This is a genomic window from uncultured Psychrobacter sp. (genome assembly GCF_947495825.1).
In the GTDB taxonomy this organism is placed as follows: domain Bacteria; phylum Pseudomonadota; class Gammaproteobacteria; order Pseudomonadales; family Moraxellaceae; genus Psychrobacter.
Window position 1 is genome coordinate 45,114 of record NZ_CANMAH010000008.1, and the last position, 22,709, is coordinate 67,822.

At 42.0% G+C, this 22,709-nt stretch carries 19 protein-coding genes and 1 other RNA gene; 8 read left to right on the plus strand and 12 right to left on the minus strand.

Annotated elements, in window-relative coordinates; genetic code table 11:
- Positions 1–38: 38 nt before the first annotated feature.
- A complete protein-coding gene (locus Q0895_RS09600) occupies positions 39–1,256 on the minus strand; it encodes a phosphoglycerate kinase (protein WP_299188234.1) in 1,218 nt (405 codons plus the stop codon).
- 383 nt (positions 1,257–1,639) lie between these two features.
- On the opposite strand from Q0895_RS09600, the gene Q0895_RS09605 reads away from it, so the two are divergent.
- The gene (locus tag Q0895_RS09605; RefSeq protein ID WP_299188236.1) at positions 1,640–1,969 is read left to right on the plus strand and encodes a TraR/DksA C4-type zinc finger protein; all 330 of its coding nucleotides are present in this window, start codon (positions 1,640–1,642) and stop codon (positions 1,967–1,969) included.
- Positions 1,970–2,009: 40 nt separating this feature from the next.
- Here Q0895_RS09605 and Q0895_RS09610 read toward each other — a convergent pair whose 3' ends face one another.
- Together Q0895_RS09610 and Q0895_RS09615 are read right to left on the minus strand one after the other, a co-directional pair.
- Complete coding sequence (locus tag Q0895_RS09610; protein WP_299188239.1) at positions 2,010–2,699, minus strand: thiamine phosphate synthase; 690 nt, start codon at positions 2,697–2,699, stop codon at positions 2,010–2,012.
- 96 nt (positions 2,700–2,795) lie between these two features.
- Positions 2,796–3,869 (minus strand): serine hydrolase, encoded by a 1,074-nt coding sequence (locus Q0895_RS09615; RefSeq protein WP_299188241.1) that lies wholly within the window; start codon positions 3,867–3,869, stop codon positions 2,796–2,798.
- A 508-nt stretch (positions 3,870–4,377) separates the two neighbouring features.
- Between Q0895_RS09615 and Q0895_RS09620 the strand changes: the two genes are divergently transcribed.
- From Q0895_RS09620 to Q0895_RS09630, 3 genes are all read left to right on the plus strand, one after another.
- Positions 4,378–5,013 carry a response regulator gene (locus Q0895_RS09620; RefSeq protein WP_058368410.1) on the plus strand — a complete coding sequence of 212 codons (636 nt, stop codon included), beginning with the start codon at positions 4,378–4,380 and terminating at the stop codon, positions 5,011–5,013.
- Between the two features lie 63 nt (positions 5,014–5,076).
- Positions 5,077–6,858, plus strand: a complete 1,782-nt coding sequence (locus Q0895_RS09625) for an ATP-binding protein (RefSeq protein ID WP_299188247.1) — start codon at positions 5,077–5,079, stop codon at positions 6,856–6,858.
- 176 nt (positions 6,859–7,034) lie between these two features.
- A complete protein-coding gene (locus Q0895_RS09630) occupies positions 7,035–8,696 on the plus strand; it encodes a sigma-54 dependent transcriptional regulator (protein ID WP_299188249.1) in 1,662 nt (553 codons plus the stop codon).
- A gap of 9 nt (positions 8,697–8,705) precedes the next feature.
- Here the strand turns inward: Q0895_RS09630 and Q0895_RS09635 are convergent, their stop codons facing one another.
- A complete protein-coding gene (locus Q0895_RS09635) occupies positions 8,706–10,205 on the minus strand; it encodes a S41 family peptidase (protein ID WP_299188252.1) in 1,500 nt (499 codons plus the stop codon).
- Positions 10,206–10,554: 349 nt separating this feature from the next.
- Positions 10,555–12,198, minus strand: a complete 1,644-nt coding sequence (gpmI, locus tag Q0895_RS09640) for a 2,3-bisphosphoglycerate-independent phosphoglycerate mutase (protein ID WP_299188255.1) — start codon at positions 12,196–12,198, stop codon at positions 10,555–10,557.
- Positions 12,199–12,424: 226 nt separating this feature from the next.
- Between gpmI and ssrS the strand changes: the two genes are divergently transcribed.
- Positions 12,425–12,620, plus strand: a non-coding RNA gene (ssrS, locus tag Q0895_RS09645) — 6S RNA.
- A gap of 112 nt (positions 12,621–12,732) precedes the next feature.
- Here the strand turns inward: ssrS and Q0895_RS09650 are convergent.
- Positions 12,733–13,353, minus strand: coding sequence for an FxsA family protein (locus Q0895_RS09650; protein ID WP_299188258.1), 621 nt, complete (start codon positions 13,351–13,353; stop codon positions 12,733–12,735).
- A 152-nt stretch (positions 13,354–13,505) separates the two neighbouring features.
- Here Q0895_RS09650 and ruvC point away from each other — a divergent pair, with 152 nt between their 5' ends.
- Complete coding sequence (gene ruvC / locus Q0895_RS09655; RefSeq protein ID WP_058368404.1) at positions 13,506–14,090, plus strand: crossover junction endodeoxyribonuclease RuvC; 585 nt, start codon at positions 13,506–13,508, stop codon at positions 14,088–14,090.
- Positions 14,091–14,214: 124 nt separating this feature from the next.
- On the opposite strand, the gene Q0895_RS09660 is transcribed toward ruvC, so the two are convergent.
- The 6 genes from Q0895_RS09660 to Q0895_RS09685 all read right to left on the minus strand — a co-directional run bounded on the left by Q0895_RS09660 (position 14,215) and on the right by Q0895_RS09685 (position 20,939).
- The gene (locus Q0895_RS09660; RefSeq protein WP_299188261.1) at positions 14,215–15,081 is read right to left on the minus strand and encodes a DUF4377 domain-containing protein; all 867 of its coding nucleotides are present in this window, start codon (positions 15,079–15,081) and stop codon (positions 14,215–14,217) included.
- 436 nt (positions 15,082–15,517) lie between these two features.
- A complete protein-coding gene (locus tag Q0895_RS09665; RefSeq protein WP_299188263.1) occupies positions 15,518–16,174 on the minus strand; it encodes a glutathione S-transferase family protein in 657 nt (218 codons plus the stop codon).
- 163 nt (positions 16,175–16,337) lie between these two features.
- Positions 16,338–16,976, minus strand: coding sequence for a peroxiredoxin (locus Q0895_RS09670; protein ID WP_299188266.1), 639 nt, complete (start codon positions 16,974–16,976; stop codon positions 16,338–16,340).
- Positions 16,977–17,170: 194 nt separating this feature from the next.
- The gene (locus Q0895_RS09675; protein WP_299188267.1) at positions 17,171–17,929 is read right to left on the minus strand and encodes a phospholipase D family protein; all 759 of its coding nucleotides are present in this window, start codon (positions 17,927–17,929) and stop codon (positions 17,171–17,173) included.
- Between the two features lie 142 nt (positions 17,930–18,071).
- On the minus strand, positions 18,072–19,085 hold the full coding sequence (locus Q0895_RS09680) for a patatin-like phospholipase family protein (protein WP_299188270.1): 1,014 nt from the start codon (positions 19,083–19,085) through the stop codon (positions 18,072–18,074).
- 126 nt (positions 19,086–19,211) lie between these two features.
- Complete coding sequence (locus tag Q0895_RS09685; protein WP_299188272.1) at positions 19,212–20,939, minus strand: glutamine--tRNA ligase/YqeY domain fusion protein; 1,728 nt, start codon at positions 20,937–20,939, stop codon at positions 19,212–19,214.
- A gap of 236 nt (positions 20,940–21,175) precedes the next feature.
- Between Q0895_RS09685 and Q0895_RS09690 the strand changes: the two genes are divergently transcribed.
- Positions 21,176–21,691: a peptidylprolyl isomerase gene (locus Q0895_RS09690; RefSeq protein ID WP_075103604.1), complete on the plus strand. Its 516-nt coding sequence runs from the start codon at positions 21,176–21,178 to the stop codon at positions 21,689–21,691.
- Between the two features lie 56 nt (positions 21,692–21,747).
- Complete coding sequence (locus Q0895_RS09695) at positions 21,748–22,590, plus strand: UDP-2,3-diacylglucosamine diphosphatase (protein ID WP_299188275.1); 843 nt, start codon at positions 21,748–21,750, stop codon at positions 22,588–22,590.
- Positions 22,591–22,709: the final 119 nt, after the last annotated feature.

Below are 22,709 nucleotides of genomic sequence, written 5' to 3' on the forward strand. Positions count from 1 at the left end.
CCTTTTATATTGGTTTTAGGGCCGTCTGTCTTAAATAATTATTTTTCTGCGATTTGTAATGCGGCTACTGCAGGTAAAACTTTACCTTCAACAAATTCCAAAAACGCCCCGCCGCCTGTCGACATATAGCTTACCCCATCAGTTACCTGATATTTATCAATGGCTGCCAGAGTATCACCCCCACCCGCTATCGAAAACCCATCACTGTCTTGTACTGCTTGCGCTAAAATCTCAGTACCAGCGCCAAAAGCGTCTACTTCAAATACACCGACCGGACCATTCCATAAAATGGTTTTGGCAGCAATAATGGCATCAGCCAGTTGCTTAGCACTTTGCGATGCGATATCTAAAATCATATCATCGGCACCAATATCACTCACCGCTTTAACAGTGGCTTTAGCTTGCTGTAATGAGTCTATAAAATCATCAAAATTAATGTCGTTCTTGTCAGCAACAACCACAAACTCAGGCAATAAGATATCAGTCTTAGTCATAATTTGACGAGCTGTATCGACTAAGTCTGCTTCATATAGCGATGCACCTACGCTATGGCCTTGCGCTGCCAAAAAAGTATTTGCTATACCGCCGCCGACAATAATTTGGTCACAAATATTAGCCAAGCTATGAAGAACTTCAAGCTTGGTGGATACTTTAGAGCCACCAACAATGGCTAGCATAGGCTGGGCTGGTGTCTCAAGAGCTAAGCTTAGTGCATCTAGTTCAGCTGCGAGTAATGGACCAGCACATACTGTCTTATTAGCCTGACGCATGGCTTGAGTCACACCTTCAGTAGAGGCTTGCGCCCGATGAGCCGTGCCAAATGCATCCATCACAAATATGTCACATAAACTGGCATAAGTCTCTGCCAGCGTAGTCTCATTGTTTTTTTCGCCTTTGTTAAAGCGGACATTTTCTAATAAAACCACTTCGCCAGCTTTGATATCTACGCCTTGATTAAGATAGTCATTGTTAAGCGTTACTGGCTGTTTTATTTGTCCTGCTAGATTGGCTGTTAAATACTCTGCGACTGGCGCAAGAGAGTACTTCGATTCAGGAGCGCCTTCTGTTGGACGACCTAGATGTGAACATACGATGACAGCTGCTCCCTTATCTAACGCCATCTTGATAGTTGGTAAGCTGGCCTGCAGACGTGCATCACTCGCTACTTTGCCATCTTTAATAGGTACATTAAGATCTTCTCGGATCAACACTACTTTATCCGTTAAGGTAAGCTCACTCATACGTAAAAAATTCATTATCGCTCCTAGGCTACATTGATTATTTTATCTACCGTTTTAACAAGTTAAATTAACTGCTATTACTATATGAGCCGTAGTTTATACAATAGAGCGCATTCATTCTAGGCAAAAAATGAGCTTAACCATAAATTTTTAACAAAAATCCGCCACTACAAACATTTAATATTCATTATTTAGAATATATCTGTAACCAGTAGTCAGAATCACAAGATACCTTAAAGAGTTAGTAACATTTCGTGGTGGCACTGACTCATCGATCAACTTAATATAGGAGACTATCTATTCAAAAAAAACTTTACCGTTCTTTTTTTATAGGTAATAGTTTTGTAGATAACAGCTTTATAAAATAGAAAATAACAACAACCCATTTGGAGAATATAATGAGCATTGATTTTGACGCTGCCAAACAAGAATTACTAAAATTAAAAGAAGAGTATGAAACTCGCATCGATAAAATCGAAGATCATATTCAACATCCACAAGACAGTTTGAACGAACATTGGGAAGACCAAGCCATATCGTACCGTCAAAACGACATGCGAAAAAACTTATTGGGTGAAGCAAGACAAAGTCTTATCTATGTCGAAAACGCTTTAAGCCGTATCGAAAACGGTACTTATGGTGAATGTGAAGTATGCGGTGAGCCAATAGAAGAAAAACGCTTAGAAGCAGTACCATATGCGACGTTATGTATGAAACATGCTGAATAGACTTTTTATATAACGCCTTATTGAGTTTTTAGACAGGTATTTACCAGTTGGTAAGTGCCTGTTGCCATTCTTGACAGCGCCTCTCTATCGAGAGTATAGGCAAATCCATAATATCACCGACCACGGCAACATAGGCAATAGGCAGTCCCCTTAATTGACGTATGTTTTCAGCCGTTAGCCCCCCAATAATACAAACCTCAGTTTTGTTGTTAGCAGCTTGTTGGCAACCATCGATAAGTTGTTGTCGAGTAATAGTATTGGCATTAGGTTTAGTCGATGAGACAAATATAGCACCCATTGCGATATAAGTTACGCCTGCATCTATGGCTTCTTTAATGAATGTCACATTTCCATGACAAGTGCGACCAATGATTTGATTGGTTTTTAATTGTTGTCTAGCTTCACTAATAGCACCATCTTGTTGTCCAAGATGCACCCCTACGCCAAGCTTGGCTGCCAACGCAATATCATCGTTTATAATGACTGGCACTTTGTAACGCTCAGCTAGTGCGACTATCTTTACCGCTTCGGCATACAGATTCTCTTGACCATTTGGCTGCGCTAACACCTGCTTTCTTCTGATTTGTAACAATCCTATTGTACCTGTTGCTAAAGCTGCCGCTAACTTGGCATAGAGCAGATCAAACTCATCATCATTAGTCAGCAGATATAGCATAGGTCCTGTTTTTAGGGTGTTTTTTGGCATGTCTGGAGTCGTTATTTTAGTCATCATTTATCCTAAAGTTCAATGAATACAAAAAAGACCGTTATCTTAGATAACAGTCCTTTATTGTCTTTAAGCTTTATAATAGTTTAAACCAGCATTTTATACTGTCTGACGCGTGGCTAAACTGGTTAAGATGTTTTTGGCATCGCCCCAGCGAGTCGCTGAACTATTAGCGCCTAAAATCACAATGATAGCCGGGCGGTTATTGACACGGGTTTCCATGACAACGCAACGACCTGCTTCATTGATGAAGCCTGTTTTGGAGATGCCAATTGGATAATTGCCTGAACGGACAAGGCTGCTCGTATTATTGGCTTTATAAGTACGGTTGCCACTTGAGTAGTTGGCTACAAAGAAGTCATAGCTTTTGGTGGTAGAAAAACGACGAATAACATCATAATTACCAGCTGCACGTACCATTTTTACCAAATCATTTGACGAAGCAACATTGCGTTTATCAAGTCCTGTTGGATCGCCAAAGAATGCTGTTGTCATTCCTAACTCTTGAGCTTTACGATTCATCGCACGTATAAAAGCGTTATAACCACCTGGATAATTACGTGCTAAGCTTTTTGCAGCAGGGTTTTCTGACTTCATCAAAGACATAAGTAATAGTTCAGCACGATTCATACGATCGCCTGACTTTAAGCGCGAGCTTGCACGTTTAGGACCTACAAAATCCTCTGGATCAAGCGTAATTTCTTCACGCATATCAAGACCCGCATCTAACACAACCATTGCCGTCATTACCTTAGTAATACTGGCCATAGGACGAGCAATATCCGCATCTTTTTCATAAATAGATTCACCAGTTTCAGCATCGATAACTGCCACACTACGTGAGTCAGTGCTGATCGGAATCATGCTACTGCTACCAAAACTACCACGGTAAGTGGTGTTATATCTGTTGCTGCTACTACCATAGCTGTTAGAGTTAGTGATACTAGTAGTACCATAGCCATTATCAATTTTCTTGATAGGCGTAGTAGCACTTTTAGAGCTATACATAATGTTGCGTGCTTCTGATAAGCTATCAGCGCCGCCCCAACTGACACGTGCACTAGACTCAGCAGGGCTACCATTAATACTTAGCGCCGCTTGTGCTGCACTACCTAAGCTTAATGAAATCATGGCAGCAACCAGTTGCTGTTTGGTTAATGGTAAATGTTTCATTCTTCCCCCTGCTATTGGTCTCACATCAATTGCACATTAGTATGCACAACTGATCAACGTAGCGTTTTTGATGGTGTTTGTAGACACTCGTATAGAGTTTTTGTACTTTTAGTGTATCATGGTTTGTACATAAGTTTAACGTATCAAGCTGACTTTATAAGATTTTTTTGTATATATATAAAGATTATTACAATTGCTTTAAGTTTAAGTAATAGTACTCAACACTCAAGAAATATTTGTTATAGTTCATCTCTGCTTCAAACAGAGGGTTCTCTATATTGTTATTAGTAAGTATTGTCATTGTGAAACAAGCAATCTTGTATAAGTCACTATAAAACAAGATTATTATAAATAGCAACATCGATGTAAAATAAAATACTTGTACTAAACTATATAGGATAAATCACTATTAAATAACATATTTATCTCATAGCCAGTTCTCATCAGTAGTTGGCTATCTTAATGCGTATTAAACTATCAAATAGTAAAACTAGTAAAGAGTATAACTATGATTCGAGTATTAGTAGTAGATGATCATGATTTGGTACGGATGGGTATCAGTCGAATGTTATCTGACAGTGCAGATATTGAAGTAGTGGGTGAAGCTGATAGTGGTGACATGGCATTAAAACTTGCTAAGCAGCTTAGTCCAGATGTGGTTCTATTAGATGTCAATATGCCAAACATTGGTGGACTTGAAGCGACAAAGCGTCTAGTGCAATTAGACATGGGGATAAAAATACTAGCAGTAAGTAGTATGTCAGCGCAGCCTTACCCATCGATGCTCCTTAAAGCTGGGGTTAATGGTTATATCACTAAGGGTACACCGCTTGATGAGATGATACGCGGCATCAAAAAAATATACCAAGGCGGGCGTTATTTTAGCCATGACGTTGCCGAGCAGCTAGCAGAAGTATTGTTATCTGATAAGGCCTCCTCGCCTTTTGACTTACTAAGTGATCGCGAAAAACAGGTCGCTATGATGGTGGTCAACTGTCAAAGTCCCCAACAAATTGCAGACCAATTATTTGTAAGTGTAAAGACCATTAATACCTATCGCTACCGTATTTATGAAAAAGTTGGCGTAGATAGTGATGTTAAATTGACTCATCTAGCCATTCGCCATGGGCTGATTCAGCCTTAATGCCAAAGCCATGTGTAACTTTAACTGGTCTATTGATCTTTACTTCTCCCCTTCGGTTATTTTATGAAACCTGCTTTTAAAACCTTTAACGCCATACTGCAGTCTCTAAAGCAGGATAACACCCTACCTGTCTCACAGTTACGTAAGCTTGGGATAATCTATAATGGTTATCGTTTGGTGGTTAGTGCATTTTTATTACTGATGGCATACGCCAATATTAGAGCTGACACCAATTTATTATTACCAAGCTTATTGCAACAAACCGCTCTTGGGTTTTACGTCATTCTTAGTCTGATTTTGCTCAGTTTATTCTTAGTTGCTACCAAGCAATTACAACGCCAGTTAGTGTTTGGTTTGGGCATTGATGTCATTGTATTAAGTTTATTGTTATACACCAACGGTGCGCCAGACTTGCAATTGACGATGCTATATATGGTTGTTGTAGCAGCAAGTTTTATGTTGCTGCGTAGCTCACAAGCTCTCGTCATTACATTACTGGCGATTTTATTTGTTATTTATCAGCAGTTTTTTCATGCGATTGCCAATAGTATGAGTCTCACCAACTTAGGAGATGCCCTACTAATGTCAGCCAGCTTTTTGGCGGTTGGTTTTTTGAGTTGGTCAATATCTCAGCGTTTGGTGCACGTCGAAAGATTTATAACGCGCCAAGCAGAGGAGGTAGAGCGTCTCAATACGATTAACCAAGAAGTTATTAGTCAAATGCTCAATGGCGTTATGGTGATTGATAAGCAGCATATTGTATTGGCCAATCATGCAACTTACCAGCTATTAGGTATTCCTGAGACCCAAACATCGCCGTTCACAGAAGTATCTTCTAGTTATGGTGATGCCAAACCGACTCTTAGGCAGCAGCAGCGTAGTTTTAAAAACCATCATAATCCATTGTATGCCTTTCAACAGGCCTTGGCTCATCAACATAGAGCCCTACTCAACAGTTGCCTATCTGTCCCTACTAATCAATCAAGAAACTTTGTTTACGAATTACCTGAAGCAGCCACTGCTTCTATTACAAACAAACTGCGCGTACAAGTAATCCCACTAAAAGACGGTAGTCAACTCATATTGTTTGAAGATTTGCGCCGTGAACAAGCCAATGCTCAACAACTAAAACTGGCCTCTTTAGGACAGCTAACGGCCAGTATTGCGCATGAGATTCGCAATCCGCTTGCTGCTATCTCACAGGCCAGTCAGTTATTGATGGAAGACATGAACGATACAGTTGACGCAGACAATGGCGAGAGTCAAGCTGCCATGGATACCAATGGCAATAACGAGCTATATAAGATGATATTTGCACAAACCAAACGTGTTAATCGCATCATTGAAGACGTGCTAAAACTATCACGTCAGCAGCGCTCTAATAAACAGACCATAGAGCTTGAGACTTGGATGCCACAATTTTTAGAAAACTACTTTCGTGGCAATGATATTTTTTTGCATAATACCTCTCATCCCGTAATACAGTTTGATACTCATCAATTAGAGCAAATACTGATTAACTTGATCAATAACGGTTTGCGTTACTGCGGTCTTATACATCCGTATGCTTACGCTGAGATTGAAATATACTGCGTGCAGAACGATGTTATAATCGATGTTTTGAATGAAGGTGAAGGCGTCGCTCCAGCTGATGTAGAGCATTTATTTGATCCATTTTTTACGACTGATAAAGCAGGTACGGGACTGGGGCTTTATTTGTCGCAAGCCTTTAGTGAAGCCAATCATGCAAGGCTACTTTATGTCGCTGAGCACGAAAAAACCTGTTTTCGTTTGATCATACCGACCGGCTCTTGTTCAGAAGAAGTTTGGGATGACGAATATTAAAGCTGGAGATGTCAGTAATATTTATACCAATAGCATATTGATTTTTATCCGTAATAAACACAACGCACATGTACAGTTAACGAAGATGAAAAGTCTTAAAGATAAAGGCTTTCTATTTATTTATAATAAATATTCGTTTAGTCATTTGTATCAATTAAGCAATCATGAGGTTATGTATGACAGCAATCGCGCTAGTCGTCGATGATGAAGTAGATTTATGCCGACTTATGCAAATTACGCTGACAAAAATGGGCATCAAAAGTGATGTAGCTTATAGCCTATCACAGGCAAAATCTTGTCTAGAAAGTAACTATTATGACTTTTGCTTAACGGATTTGCAGTTACCAGATGGCTCAGGATTGGAGCTGGTCAAGCAGATTAGTAGTAGCTCTAATACACCTGTTGCTGTCATCACCGCCCACGGTAGTATGGATTTGGCTATCGAAGCACTTAAAATCGGCGCTTTTGATTTTGTGAATAAGCCACTTGAGTTACCACGTCTACGCCAACTGGTCGAAAACGCTCTCAAAGTTATTCATCAGGACGAAGGTGTTCAAGAAACTGATGAGGTTACACCAGAGCAGCAGCTACTAGACAGTCGTCTTATCGGCAATTCTGCTGTTATGCAAACTCTAAAAACAACCATCGTTAAGCTTGCCCGCTCACAAGCGCCAGTATTTTTATCAGGTGCTTCTGGTACGGGTAAAGAAGTGGTCGCCAGACTCATTCATGATTTGAGCCCGCGCCGTGATGGTAGTTTTGTCCCAGTGAACTGCGGCGCGATTCCATCTGAGCTTATGGAGTCAGAGTTTTTTGGACATAAAAAAGGCAGTTTCACGGGTGCAGTGGCAGATAAGCAAGGTTTGTTTCAACAAGCCAGTGGTGGTACGTTATTTTTAGATGAAGTTGCAGACTTGCCACTTGCTATGCAAGTAAAGCTATTACGCGCTATTCAAGAAAAAACAGTACGGGCTATTGGTGACACCAAAGAGATACCTGTAGATATTCGTATCTTATCAGCCACTCACAAAGACTTAAGTCAATTGGTAAAAGACGGAGAGTTTCGGCAGGATTTGTACTATAGAATCAATGTTATTGAGCTCAAACTTCCCATGCTCAATGCGCGTCGTGACGATATCCCTTTGCTGGCCAAGCACTTTTTAGCGCTGATATCTGAAGAGTGGCAGCTAGATACGCCAGCACAGCTGACTGAAAGTGCTTGTGAGCGCTTGCAGCATCATGAATTTGCAGGAAATGTTCGTGAACTACGTAATATATTAGAACGGGCAATCACCCTAGCAGAAACCACCATGATAGATGATACCCATCTAGGGTTGCCCGAGCTGAGCGATAGCGTTACTGCTGACTCAAAAGATATGGCAAATCATGAGGATAACAATACTGCATCTACAGTAGATGACGAGCCTATGATATTACGAGTTGATGGCCCTAAACAAAGCAGCAAAAATGAGAATAGCGGACATCTTTCAAACAATTTGCATCCATACCGTACCCATAGTCAACACTATTCTTCAGCGTTTCAGATGTCCACCTCTAAATCTGATAGTGTTAGTACTTCATCTGTTTATAATCAAGACCGCCGTAAACCTGAACAGTTTGTTGACGACATAAACACTCAACCCTCACTCGTCAGTATTTCTGAAGCTGAGTTGCCTCAAAAAGGCCTAGAAGCCTATTTACAAGAGCAAGAAAAGCGTTTGATCATTAAGGCGCTCAATCAGACCGATGGGAACAAGACTCAAGCAGCAGAGTTGTTAGGTACGACCTTTCGCTCGTTACGCTACCGGATGAAGAAGCTTGAGATTGATGAAGATTAGAGCCATTACTTATAAGCCATCTTTTGCTGTATCAGTCATGCTATAGTTATTATCTTTTTTTACAAAATGAAGTCCTGAAGAGTGTACTTGCGGTCGCAATATATCGATAGCCTGTTGCTCCCATGTACGCTCATTGCCAGATAAAGCTATATCAGGCTGTACGCCTATCTTATCGATTTTTTTCCCTGCTGCTGTTAAATAGTGAGCCACTGTCAACTTAACGGCTTGCTCATCATTAAGTGGTATGACTGATTGCACAGATCCTTTGCCGTAGCTCACTTCACCGACGATAGTTGCACGTTGTTGTGTCTGTAGACTACTTGCCAGCACTTCTGCCGCTGAAGCAGAATAACGATTTTGTAAAACCACTACGGGTAAAGGTTTAAGTAAAGCAGTGTCTTGGGTGGATAAGGTACGCAGCTTACTTTGTCTACTCTTTACCTGTACCACATCAGTATCGCTCATAAACAAACTGGCTACTTTTACAGCCGATGTCAGTACGCCACCTGGGTTGTCACGCAAATCAAGCAGTACTCCGGTAACGGGCGCATCAAGACTGGTTAGGCTTTGCAAAATCTTTTCACGTGTATTGTTTTGAAAAGCAGGAAGTTTAATAACAGCAATACCATCAACAAGCCGGGTCTCGATGTTTTGTCGATGAGTATTGTTGCGCTGCAATGTAATAACACGCTTGCGTCGACCAGCTTTGGAAACGGTCACATCAACTTGCGTGCCGGCAATCCCATTAAGTAACTGCTCTACATCATTAGACTGCCTATCACCATCAATCTTAAATTCACCAATCTGATGAATATAATCACCTACGGTAATGCCTTTTTTATCAGCAGGCGACTCATCTACGATATCGGTTACCACCCAGTATCCTTCATCTGGTTTATATACTGCCTTTAAACCCACATCTCCTACGTCACCTTCGGTAAATGCGCGTAGGTTCTCATACGCTTCAGCATCCAAAAACTCAGCATGACTGTCAAGCTTGGTCAACATACCACTCATCGCATTATCGAACAACGTTTCATCATTGACAGGATCGACATATTGACGACGTACTAAGTCCACCACTGCGACAAAGGTTTTTAAAGTCTCAGGAGAGATGGCATTTAGGGACACTTGCGCAACGTCATCTGGTATATCAGTCAAATCAGCCTCTACTGTCTCGACTGCAGCAGCATCGCCTAATGCATCTATATCATCATCTGTCTGATCAACTATATTCTCTTCAATATCTAGGTCATTTATGCTTCCTGCTTCCCCACCTACTGTCTCCTCATCGACATTCAAACTGATCAGTTGCAGGTCTGCTGTAGGGTTATTAGTGTTTACACTTACACTAACAGGCTCTGTGCTGACTGCCTGTGCAGGTATATTGATACCAATTATACCAAGTACTCCAACCAACCCTATCTTTAGCGCAGACTCACAGATAGCAAACGGTGGCAATTTTGACTTAGAAGTTGTGACTGGTAGTTTTGGAGGCAATAAAAGCATAAAAGGACTCATATAAAATAAAGAACACTTACCACTCTATCATTGTTAGGTGATTTCAAGCTTACTAAAGAGGAGCTGATGGGTCTAAAGTAGTAATACAATAATAAGATATAGTCGATCCACTATAAAATAAGCACAGTGCTACTAAAATCACTTTTCCTTGCTTACTGTATCTATGCAGCTCGATGCTGCGCAAAACTTATGTCAGTAGCGCGTTATAGTTTTTGTACTTGTTATATATAGGACTGACTATAGCATTAAGATTCCATCAAAAAATAGCGTAATATTGCAAACAAAAAGGGAAAGATAAACACTATCCTTCCCCTTTCTTCTAAAAAAGTAACATTCGTTATAAGGTAGGAATTAGCAAACTCTTACCCGTCATCTCAGTTGGTGGCTCGATATCCATTAATGTCAAAATAGTAGGTGCGACATCGCTTAGCTTACCACCTCTACGTATTCGTACGTTTTGCTCACCGACATAAATAAGAGGGACATGTTCCGTCGTATGCTGAGTATGCACCTGTCCGCTTTCGTAATCTTGCATCTGCTCGCAATTGCCATGATCTGCTGTGATCAACATATCACCGCCAGCCGCTCGTACCGCCGATTCAATACGTCCGATACATACATCAAGCGCTTCCACCGCCTTTACCGCTGCATCAAAGTTACCCGTGTGTCCGACCATATCACCATTGGCATAATTGACAACCAATACGTCATATTTTCCTGACTCAATAGCAGCCACTAATTTATCGGTCACCTCAGGGGCGCTCATCTCAGGTTTTAAGTCATAAGTCGCTACATCTGGCGACGGCACTAGGATGCGCTCTTCACCCTCATATTCTGCTTCACGGCCGCCACTAAAAAAGAAAGTCACATGCGCATACTTTTCGGTTTCAGCGATACGCAGCTGGGTTTTGCCCTGATCCTGCAAATACTCGCCCAGTGTATTTGTTAGTGAGGTTGGATAATACGCAATGCTGGTTTTAGCATTGTCTGCCAAGACGTCTGAGTACTTGGTCAACATTACAAAAGCTGCAAGCTTTGGCTGCTTTTGACGAGCAAAACCTGAAAACTCATGATCTGGTAGCACAAACGCTTGCGCAAGCTCACGAGCACGGTCAGCGCGAAAGTTCATAAAGATAAGCGCATCGTTGTCTTCAACAGTATATGGCGTCTCATCACGCCCAATCACGGTCGTTGGACTGACAAACTCATCGGTCTCACGAGCTTTATAAGCCGCTTGGACAGCCCCATCTGCTCGTGTTGCTAGGCGATCAGCCTTACCTTCAGTGATAAGCTCATAAGCTTTTTGGACACGATCCCAGCGGTTGTCACGATCCATCGCATAGTAGCGTCCAATAATACTGGCAATCTGCACGTGGCCACCTTCATAGTGCGCATTGAGTTTATTAATATAGTCACGCAGACGATTGATGTATTTATCAGCAGACTTCGGTGGCGTATCGCGGCCATCTAAAAAACAATGCACAAAGACGTTTTTGGCACCATGAACCAATGCAGAATGACACATGCCTTCGATATGATCTTGATGCGAGTGCACGCCGCCATCAGACAGCAGCCCCATAATATGGACATTACCACCTAACTCGTTAGCAGCTTTTACTGCCTCAACCAATGCTTCATTTTTGTAAAATTCGCGATTATTAAGCTCATTTGAGATACGGGTGGAATCTTGATAAAGAACACGGCCAGCACCAAGGTTCATATGTCCTACTTCTGAATTACCGAACTGACCATAGGGTAAACCAACGTCCTCTCCTGAAGCTGATATCAGACCATACGGATATTGCTGATAAATATTATCCAAATTTGGCATATTTGCAGCAGCAATAGCATTATCTTTTTCATCTTCACGATGCCCAAAGCCATCCAATATCATAAGGACATGGGGCACTTTTTTGTTAGGATTATTAAGCTGAGCCTGACTGTCAGTGATAGATTCTGATTGTTGTTGCGTATTGGACATAGATTACCGCTCCTCAAGTGAATGAACGCCTATAGTGCTATATTGGATTAAAGTGTCTATACTACCACAAAACTTGAAATAGCTGAAAACTCGACATTTTTTAATTAAACTATAGGGCTTTTAGGCTTTTATTAAACCGAAGTCATGAATAGTGAAACAAAGATTAAGGCAAAGTATTAATCTGTAAATCAGACTTGCAATCAGTTATGTCATTAGTTAAGATAAAAATATTCTAGAGTGTTGGCTAGTAGATGTTTATTCCCTGAGCCGATAATGCTTTACCTGGATGTGCTATCTATTGCTTCATTGTGTATGCCTGCACCGCTTGCGGTGTATCAGGAAACCTGCCGAGGCAATGACACATCCGCCCTGAACTTCACGGTTCATGGGTCACCATCTTACGGCGGCACTCTGGTTGTTATATTCGGTTATGCTATCTAGGTTATGACCATTAAAAGCCCCTTTTGTCGATGACAAAAGGGGCTTTTTCTATAATCTTATGTTTATACAACCTTATGTTGCAATATTTATAAACTATTCGTCATTGGCAGACTTGGTAATTTTCTTTACATCTTTTGGAACATTTTTGGCCGTGCCATCAACCGTAGTATGTTGTTTAAACACATCACCAAACGGATTTTGTGACTGCTGACCAAAGGGGTTTTGACCGCCCATTCCGCCTGCACCGCCAAATGGATTTTGTCCACCCATACCACCAAACGGGTTTTGACCGCCCATCTGTCCACCCATTTGTTTTGCCATCATTTCCATCATTTTTTGTTGATTATTCATGACATAATTATTGGCTATATCTTTAAGCTTCTTTTGGACGGGAGGTAGTACGACGAGCAACGCTAACACATCGCTAATAATACCTGGAATTAATAATAAAATTCCTGCCGCTGCCATTGCCACACTTTTGAGCATGGTTGATTCTTGCGGACGCATGGCAGGGTTCATCATACCTCCTGCTTTCATCTGCTGCGCCATCGGATTAAGAGCCGACATACCTTTACGAATAAGTGAGATACCGATAACAGCGGCGACAATAAACCACATAAACACAAGCCAGCCGCTCATGAACTGAGCAAGCAAATACCATATTAGCATCTCAATAATAAACCAAACGATGGCAATACCAACTATCTGACCCATAAAGCGTCGTCCTATCAAATAAAAACTATAAAATTAAGTGCCATAAAATTAAAATGGCTAACATGTCATGTATATGGGGATTGATTGCTATACTATCAAACTTAAGGCTGATTTTTAAGCCATAAAATAAAATGGAAGTAAGACAGAATACTATGACAATTATTATAGGGATCGATCCTGGCTCACGTATGACGGGCTACGGGGTCATTCAACAAACGGGCGATAAGCTAACCTATATTGATGCAGGTACTATTCGTACTGACACAAAAGAGATGCCTGAACGCCTTAAGCGTATCTTTAACGGCCTAACTCGTATTACTCAATATCATCTAAAATATGCTAATGAACCTATTTACGCTGCTATTGAACAAGTATTCATGGCAGAAAATCCTGACTCTGCGCTTAAGCTTGGGCAAGCTCGCGGCGCCGCTATTGCAGCAATGGTCGCACTGGATTTGGAGGTATCAGAATATACTGCACGTCAAATCAAACAAGCAGTTTGTGGTTATGGCGCAGCAGCCAAAGAGCAGGTCCAAGAAATGGTTTGTCGCATATTGTCTTTAGATGTGGTGCCACAAGCCGATGCCGCTGATGGTCTAGCTTGTGCTATTTGCCATGCGCACTCCAGTCACTCGATGAACAAACTACTACTTAATAGCTCAATGCGTGGGCGCGGTGCCTCTAAGAAAAAAGGCCGCTGGCGCCTAACTGAAGATGACTTAGGCAACTTGCGCTAAACACTTGCTTGTCTGCTGTATGAGCTAGTAAGCAATACATTGCTATATCGGTAACCATCAAACAAAAAGCACGCGCTATATGGGCACGTGCTTTTTATGGTCATATTTTTTCGAACAACCGTACTTAACTGGCCATTGAACTTTCTATCACGATATCGAGCACATAAGCATACTTTGCATCTGAACCGTCATCCGCTTCAAGTTTATAACGCTGTAGACGCAGCACTTCATCATGATCAGGGTTATGCTCATAACCATCAATACTGCCCTTGAACGCTCTCCACTCACCTTCGTTTATCTTTATACCTTGATCGTCGTAGGTAATTGGTTTTACTTGTAGACAACTCTGCGCCGGATCGTTAGGACAAGGTTTGGTGTTTGCATCCACTGCCCAAAATATCGTCTCACCTCTGCTATTATATTTCGCTTGCGCCGTCATTCTACCTCTCCAAACGAGGGTTGCCTTGTCACTTGTGGTTTGAGTCAGGATTAAAGGCGCCTCATTTGATAAACTTAGCTGGCTCTCGCCCTGCATCAGCTCATTCAGTTTATTTTCAGCTGTATTTAAATCTTGGCACAGCATTTTTGTACCCATGCCGTCTTCAGTCATTAGTATATTGTCTTGTAGCTGATAAACCGCATTAACAGTATTACAGCCTACACTATAGCTGATAATATTTTGACCTTGATATTTATTAAAGTTTAAAACAACTTGGTCATTAATATCCATTAATGATGTTATAGGCTGGTTATCGACATCATTTGCAGTGACCAACGTCCAACGGTAACGAGCAAGCTTGGCACTCATTTTTTCTTCAGCACTTAGTTTTTGAGTAGCAGGCGCCGATTGGGAATCAGGATTGATAGCCGCGTTTTCTACAGTGGTATCGTTGGCATTATTACTGGTTGAAGTATTATTACAGGCAGTTAACGCTAAGCTAGATGCTAGCAAACTTGGCAGCAAAGAGGATTTCAAAATTTTACTTACCATGTTACATCTCTCTTATGGCTTTTTTAAACTTCTTTAGAAGCATTTCACTTTTTTAATCAATTTGTCATACGAACACAGCCATCGTACGAAAATATATATCGCACAGATACAGACAAAGTATAAAGCGTTTAAATCAACGTATACTTTTCTCACTATAGGTTGTTAAGACTTGTGTAGATAAATACTTAAGAAGACTTATCTAATTTCCAAAGACAAACTCTAATCACTTAAGTCGGTATGACAGATAACAAATAGTATAACTACTATAAGAGTAACTACGTTACCTTATGTAACTAAATGTTTTAGTTTTATTATCCAGCAGTTTTTGCCTCTATATAAAACTTTTAGTTTTGTTTCCCCAATTAATAAAGGATAGCCAATGACTTAACTATCCTTTGTTAGGTATATTTATAGTATGGTTTTATACGGGTTTTATTTACTCATTGTCCTTTACAAATTTGGCCGTTTTTTTGATATTAAAACGTTCATTCATCATTTGATAAAAACGCGCTAGGTTTTTCCCTTGCTCATTAGGATTGACCTTAAGAAGTTTGCCAAAATCCAATCCTAAATACAGCACGATATCTGCAAAGCTTAGTTGCTCGCCAACTAGGTACTCACGACCGTCTAATGCTTTTTCAAAATAAGAAAGCGCTTTGACAGCACGGTCTATAGATGGCTTTACAAACTCCGGTACTTGCTCAACGCGCTGCGCTTTAGATGGATGACTGTGCTGAAATGCCAGCATAAGGTTATATAGAACCTCAAACTCAGCGATACGACGCATAGAGCAGACTTGTGCACGTTGTACCACATCATTGCCCATCACTGAGCGCTCACCATAGACGCGATCAAGATATTCGCAAACCGCCTGAGAGTCGTTAAGGACGGTACCATCATCTAAGGTTAATACTGGTACGGTTTGCATAGGATTCATTTGGGTAAAATCATCTGACATTTGCTCATTGGCAGCAAAGTCGATATCTACGACATTTATATCATCCATATCATCAACGTCAATACCTTTTGACGCTAATAGAATAAGTGCCTTACGTGGATTAGGGGCAGTACGAGTTACATACAATGTCTTCATGACAAACTCCGTGGAAGGATAATCAATATTAGTTATAGCCTACTCTAGTTATCATAGCAAAGCCTTACCAATACTTGTCAGAATATTAGTAAAAAACCCCATAACTTTGCGTTATGAGGTTTTTGGCTTGCTTCAGTTGTTTTAGCGGACTACAGCGCTTAGCTTATTTATTTGGTGCAGGCGTTGTACGTAGATATGGCTTAACTTCTGTATGTCCTTTAGGATAGTTGGCCGGTATGTCTTCGTTTTTGACACTTGGTGGAATAATGACATCATCACCATCTTGCCAGTCTACAGGCGTTGCGACATTGTATTCATCAGATAATTGTAGCGCATCGATAACCCGAACGATTTCATCGAAGTTACGACCACAGCTGGCAGGATAAGTTAGCGTCAAACGTACTTTTTTATTTGGATCGATGATAAAGACGCTTCTGACTGTGGCGGTATTATCAGCGTTTGGATGAATCATGTCATAAAGATCGGCGACCGTGCGATCTGAGTCAGCAATAATAGGGAAGTTGACAGCAGTACCCTGAGTCTCTTCGATATCACCTACCCAGCCTTTATGATCTTCTAAACCATCAACTGACAGCGCAATGGGTTTGACATTGCGTTTTTGGAACTCACCGCCTAATGCTGCAGTGCGTCCAAGCTCAGTCGTACACACTGGCGTATAGTCGGCAGGATGGGAGAACAACACAACCCAGCTATCCCCTGCCCAGTCATAAAAATTGATATCACCATCTGTTGTTGTAGCGTCAAAGTTTGGTGCGGTATCACCTAGACGTAAATTTGCCATACTTAATTCCTTATATTAGTAATGAGCGCTAAAGTGTCTCGAAGCGCTCTGTTATTATCGTAGACGTAGCCGAGAAACAATGACTCGGCTAGCATCAGTAAGAATTCTATTTTATATTAACAAACTGGTTATGAATGTCTTGTGACGGATTGTAATGCGGTTATTCCGTTTGTCTCTAAGCAAGTTAGTATAGACTAAATTACCATTCCAGCATCCCACAAACAAAACTCACCAAACTTTCCCCGTTTGCTAGTGCCACCAGCCACACGGCCAGCATCCGTTAATATAAGAGCCCCATCTTGCTCTTGTAAGTAACCCGCTGCGAGTAGTTTGTCGTTTAACACTTGCGTCTTTAGACCCAGCTCTTTTGCAAGCTTTGCGGTGGTGAGTTTTGAATAATTTAGAGTTACGGTTTCTGCGCTGGCTTTAACGGACATGTCAGTAGTAGAGTTTACTGTTTCTTTAGCAGCGACAGATTTGTTTTCAGTCTTATTATCAGACTTAGTTACTTTTTCAAGCGACATGCGCACCTCATCACTAATACGAATAATACGCTGTGCTTCTTCATAAGTATCGGCATAGAGCTTGGCATCTTCATTCCGATAGATAAGTACACCCATCTCATTATTGTTGACTTGGCTAAACTCATACAGATTTAAGCTTGTGATAATGCACTCGTTTTCGTTAAGGTAGCACTTGGCGTGTAAGTTTTTACAAAAGCTGGTACGAATAAAGGTCAAGTTTTTAAGCCAATTTATCTCTTCAGGGTGCAAGTCGTTTTTGCCATAAACGATTCGAATATCAATCTTTAGACGATTACGATCTTCTAACAACTCTTTAATACGTTCATTAAGCTTTAAATATGGACTAATAATAACCAACCTATCTGATGCATTTTTAATCAATTCTTCTAAATGATAAGTTGTGCCACTACTGTTCAAAAATTTTGCCATTTTTACCTCCAATATCTATTATTAAAATTATACTTATGCACAAAAAAGCCCATCTCTAGCGTACTAGAAATGGGCACAATTGCAAACTACTATTGTCGAGTTTAATCTATAGCGTCAATACTTTGGCTTATCTATGTCTCACTTATAAAAACTCACTGCGTAAGTCTAGGGTAGATTGTTGTCCTAAACCTTCGTAGTGTTGATTAAGAAAGGCTTTTGCAGACTCACGACCAATATCACGCAGGTGCGTTAAAAACGCCCATTCGGAATTTATTTTACTAGACGCTGACAGTGGATTAATTTGTTCAGTGGCTTCAATACGGTGTAAGAACACCTCAGAATAACGCTCTCTATCTAGATTGTCTTTCTGTAGCTGACGGGTCACAAAATCGATCGCTCGTAACTCTCTTAACAAAGATGAATTGAACGAAATCTCATTAATGCGGTTCTGTATTTCTATGGCACTTGTCGGCGTTTCGTTGCGCTCAATCGGGTTAATTTGAACGATCACGATATCTTGAGACTTAGTGGTGCGAAACAAAGGATACAAAGGAGGATTGCCAACATAACCACCATCCCAGTAAGGTATGCCATCAATTTCAACAGCCTGGAAGTAAGAAGGTAGACATGCCGAAGCCAAGATCATGTCTGCGGTCAGCTCTTCACGGTTGAATACTTTGATTTTACCCGTATGCACGTTGGTTGCCGCTACAAATAGCTTGAGCTGACTGCATGCCCTGACCTTTTCAAAGTCAATGGTAGACTCAACCAAATCACGTAGCGGGTTAATATTCAAAGGGTTGGTGTCATAAGGTGACGCTACTCGGCTAAATAGATCCAGCATTAGGTATGCTGGAGAGTCGTCCACATCCCATTTGCCAGTCAAAATACTCAAAGGGCTACGTTTAACGGGGTTCATCATGCCCATGTAGGCCACTTGGCGCCAAAATTGCTCAAGCGCCTCACGTGCTCCATCTGCTCCACCATTCATATAGCCTTGTGCCAATACCGTTGCATTCATGGCACCAGCACTTGTCCCAGTGATACCTTCTACACTGACGCGGCCATCTTCCATGAAATAGTCCAGCACACCCCAAGTAAAGGCGCCGTGAGAACCGCCGCCTTGTAATGCTAGATTGATCGACTTTTTAATCATAATCTCTTTACTCTCCCTTAGATGTATCGTCGAGCATGTCTATTGGGTCAAACAATCAACACATCTTACTATTGGCCTGCATCCCTAATCTAGACATCGTACTTTCAAGAGTTTGGTAGGCGATAATTAAGCCGGCTTATAACTGTCGCGTAAGCTGACGATTTGGTTAAATACCGGCTTGTCACTGGTGTGCTCTTCGCTATCGGCGATGAAGTAGCCTTCACGCTCAAACTGAAAGCGCGTGCCCGCCTCGCTATTGGCCAATGACGGCTCGACCACTGCTGCAAGCTCAGTCAATGAATTGGGATTGAGCACTTGATGCACATCACTGGCGCTACCTGGGTCCTCGACACTAAATAACTGCTCATACATACGCACGGTCGCAGGCACGCCAAGGCTGGCTGACACCCAATGAATCACGCCTTTGACCTTGCGGCCTTCAGGGTTGTTGCCCAATGTCGCAGGATCAATCGTCGCTTTAAGCTCGGTCACATTGCCAGTATCATCAGTAATGTGCTCAGTCACGGCCAGCACATAAGTGTTACGCAGGCGGATTTCTGGCTTTTCTGGTGACAGGCGCTTATAACCGGCTGGCGGCTCAATCTCATAGTCGCCTTGGTCGATATAAAGGGTTTCGGTAAAGGGAATCTCACGCTCGCCCATATCGACGTTAGGATGTTTTGGCTGCTTGAGCCATAGAGTCTGAGCATCTTCATCCCAGCGTGCATTGACGCTATCGGCCTTTTGTGACTCCCAGCTGCTGACCGCTTCCGCAAAGTTGGTAATCGTCACTTTCAAGGGCTTGAGCACCGCCATGCCACGAGCTGTAGTGGTCTCTAATGACTGACGGATACTGAATTCTAATAGACGAAAATCAACGACACTATCGACTTTGGTCACGCCAACGCGCTCACAAAAATCGCGTAGACCCTCTGGCGTATAACCACGGCGGCGCATGCCCGCGATGGTCGGCATACGCGGATCGTCCCAGCCGCTCACCACCCCATCATCGACCAACTGTTTGAGCTTACGCTTACTGGTCATGGTGTGGTCGACATTTAAGCGGCTAAACTCATACTGATGCGGCGGTACCTCAAAGCCGATTTTTTCTACTGCCCAATCATAAAACGGACGATGGTCTTCAAACTCCAGCGTACACAACGAATGGGTAATACCTTCGAGCGCATCAGAGAGCGGATGGGCAAAATCATACATCGGATAGATGCACCATTTATCGCCGGTTTGATGATGCGCTTGGTGCATGACGCGGTAAATGACCGGGTCACGCATGTTCATGTTTGGGCTTGCCATATCAATCTTGGCACGTAGCACCGCTTCGCCTTCGGCAAACTTGCCGTCTTTCATCTCATTAAAGCGCGCTAAGTTTTCTGCGACACTGGCATCACGCTGCGGCGATGGTGTGCCCGCCTCGTTAAATGAGCCGCGGTTATCGCGGATTTGTTCAGGCGACTGCAAATCCACATAAGCGTCGCCCTGCTCGATAAGCTGCACCGCCCACGCATAGAGCTGATCAAAATAGCCTGAGGCATGATGCGCCTCGCCTGCCCACTCAAACCCTAACCATTTGACATCATTTTCGATATTGTCGATGAAGTCTTGTTTTTCTGCCGTTGGGTTGGTGTCATCAAAACGCAAGTTGCAAACACCGCCAAACTCCTCAGCAATACCAAAATTTAAACAGATTGATTTGACATGACCCAAGTGCAAATAGCCGTTTGGCTCAGGGGGAAATCTCGTTACGATTTGGGGATATTTTTGCGCATTGACATCATCACGAATGATATTACGAATAAAGTCGTTTTTTTGTGCATTATTGCTTGAGTGCTCACTCATTACTCATTGCTCCTAGCGCAAGTATTCAGCGCGTGTTACCACGCTCAAAAATGATAAATTAAAAAAGACTGATAAAAGATAACGTTGCGTTATTCTATCAGGTTTCGCAAAGGCATTAACAGCCTGATACATGACAGACGACAAAAAAGCCGTTAGACTAGCCATAACTTTTCAACCACTTTCAACCACCACTTGACAGCGTCATTTAAGGCGCTGCAACCAAAAAGGAATATCACATGGTAGACATGCCACCAGTAGTAGAACTAGACACCAATATGGGTGCGATTGTCATCGAACTCAACGAAGAAAAAGCGCCAAAAACCGTCGAAAACTTCTTAAACTACGTAAAATCTGGCCATTATGACGGTACGATTTTTCATCGCATCATCGATGGCTTTATGATTCAAGGCGGCGGTATGGACGCTGAGATGAATGAAAAAGCAACCAATGCTCCCATCGAAAACGAAGCGGACAATGGCTTAAAGAACGACAAAGGCACCATCGCCATGGCGCGTACGCAAGATCCGCATTCAGCGACCAGCCAGTTCTTTATCAACGTCAAAGACAATGACTTCCTAAATCACTCTGGCAAAAACATGCAAGGCTGGGGTTATACAGTATTTGGTAAAGTCACCAGCGGTATGGACGTTATCGACAAAATGCGCGGTGTACCAACCGGTCGCTTCGGCATGCATGCTGATGTGCCAAAAGAGCCTGTCGTTATCAACTCCGCAACCATCGTTTCTCAGTAAGTCATATAAGTAAGTGTTACTGATAGTCTGATAATAGATGACAAGGATTATGATAAATGCAAACGTTTAATCATCTGATAACGACCCGCCCACATGAGGTGCGGCAAGTATTCATCAGCGATTTGCATTTATCGCCAGAGGAGCCTGCCTTAGTGCAGGCTTTTTTGGCACTGCTCGATGACTGTCTGGCCCTGCCCGTCCTCAAACGTTTATTTATCTTAGGCGATTGGTTTGAGGTCTGGATCGGTGATGACGCTTATTTGACGCTGTCAGATGACGCGCGCCAAACCCACTGGCTCACCCCGCTTATCGCTAAATTAAAACAACTGCGTATCAAGGGCTGTGAGATATTGGTGATGCATGGCAATCGTGATTTTCTACTGGGTCAGCCGTTTTGCAACCTGTTTGGCGGGGAGCTGATTGATGAGCCGTATTTGTTAACCATCGGGCAGCAACACTACCGTCTCGAGCATGGCGACGCGCTTTGTATTGATGATAAAAAATATCAGTTTTTTCGTAAAATCATGCGCAACCGTCTGACCCAGTGGTATCTGCTGAATAAATCCCTAGAAAAACGCTTGGCCATCGCGGAAAAAATGCGCCAAAAAAGCCAACAAAACAATGCTAATAAAGCCGCTCACATTATGGATGTCAACGATGAGGCGGTGATACAAGCCGTGGCTAATAGCGATGCGCTGCTACATGGCCATACCCATCGTCCAGATATCCATCAAGCGACCATTAATAAAAAACGCTACGTGCTGGGTGATTGGCGGCGGCTGAACGAAGACACCCGTAAACCAATGGTCAGCGCAGTGATCGGTGTAGTGTTCGCTAATGAACACTCAGATAGCAATAAAGCTAAATTTGAATTGGTTGAATTTAAATTACAGGTCTAGCTTCTTTTTTATAAACTAAATGATGTCATAAAATAAGGGTCTGCTAACTATTTAGCAGACCCTTTATAGTTGGTTGTTCACTTATCAAGTGCAGGCTCATTACTTATCGAGCTTAACTT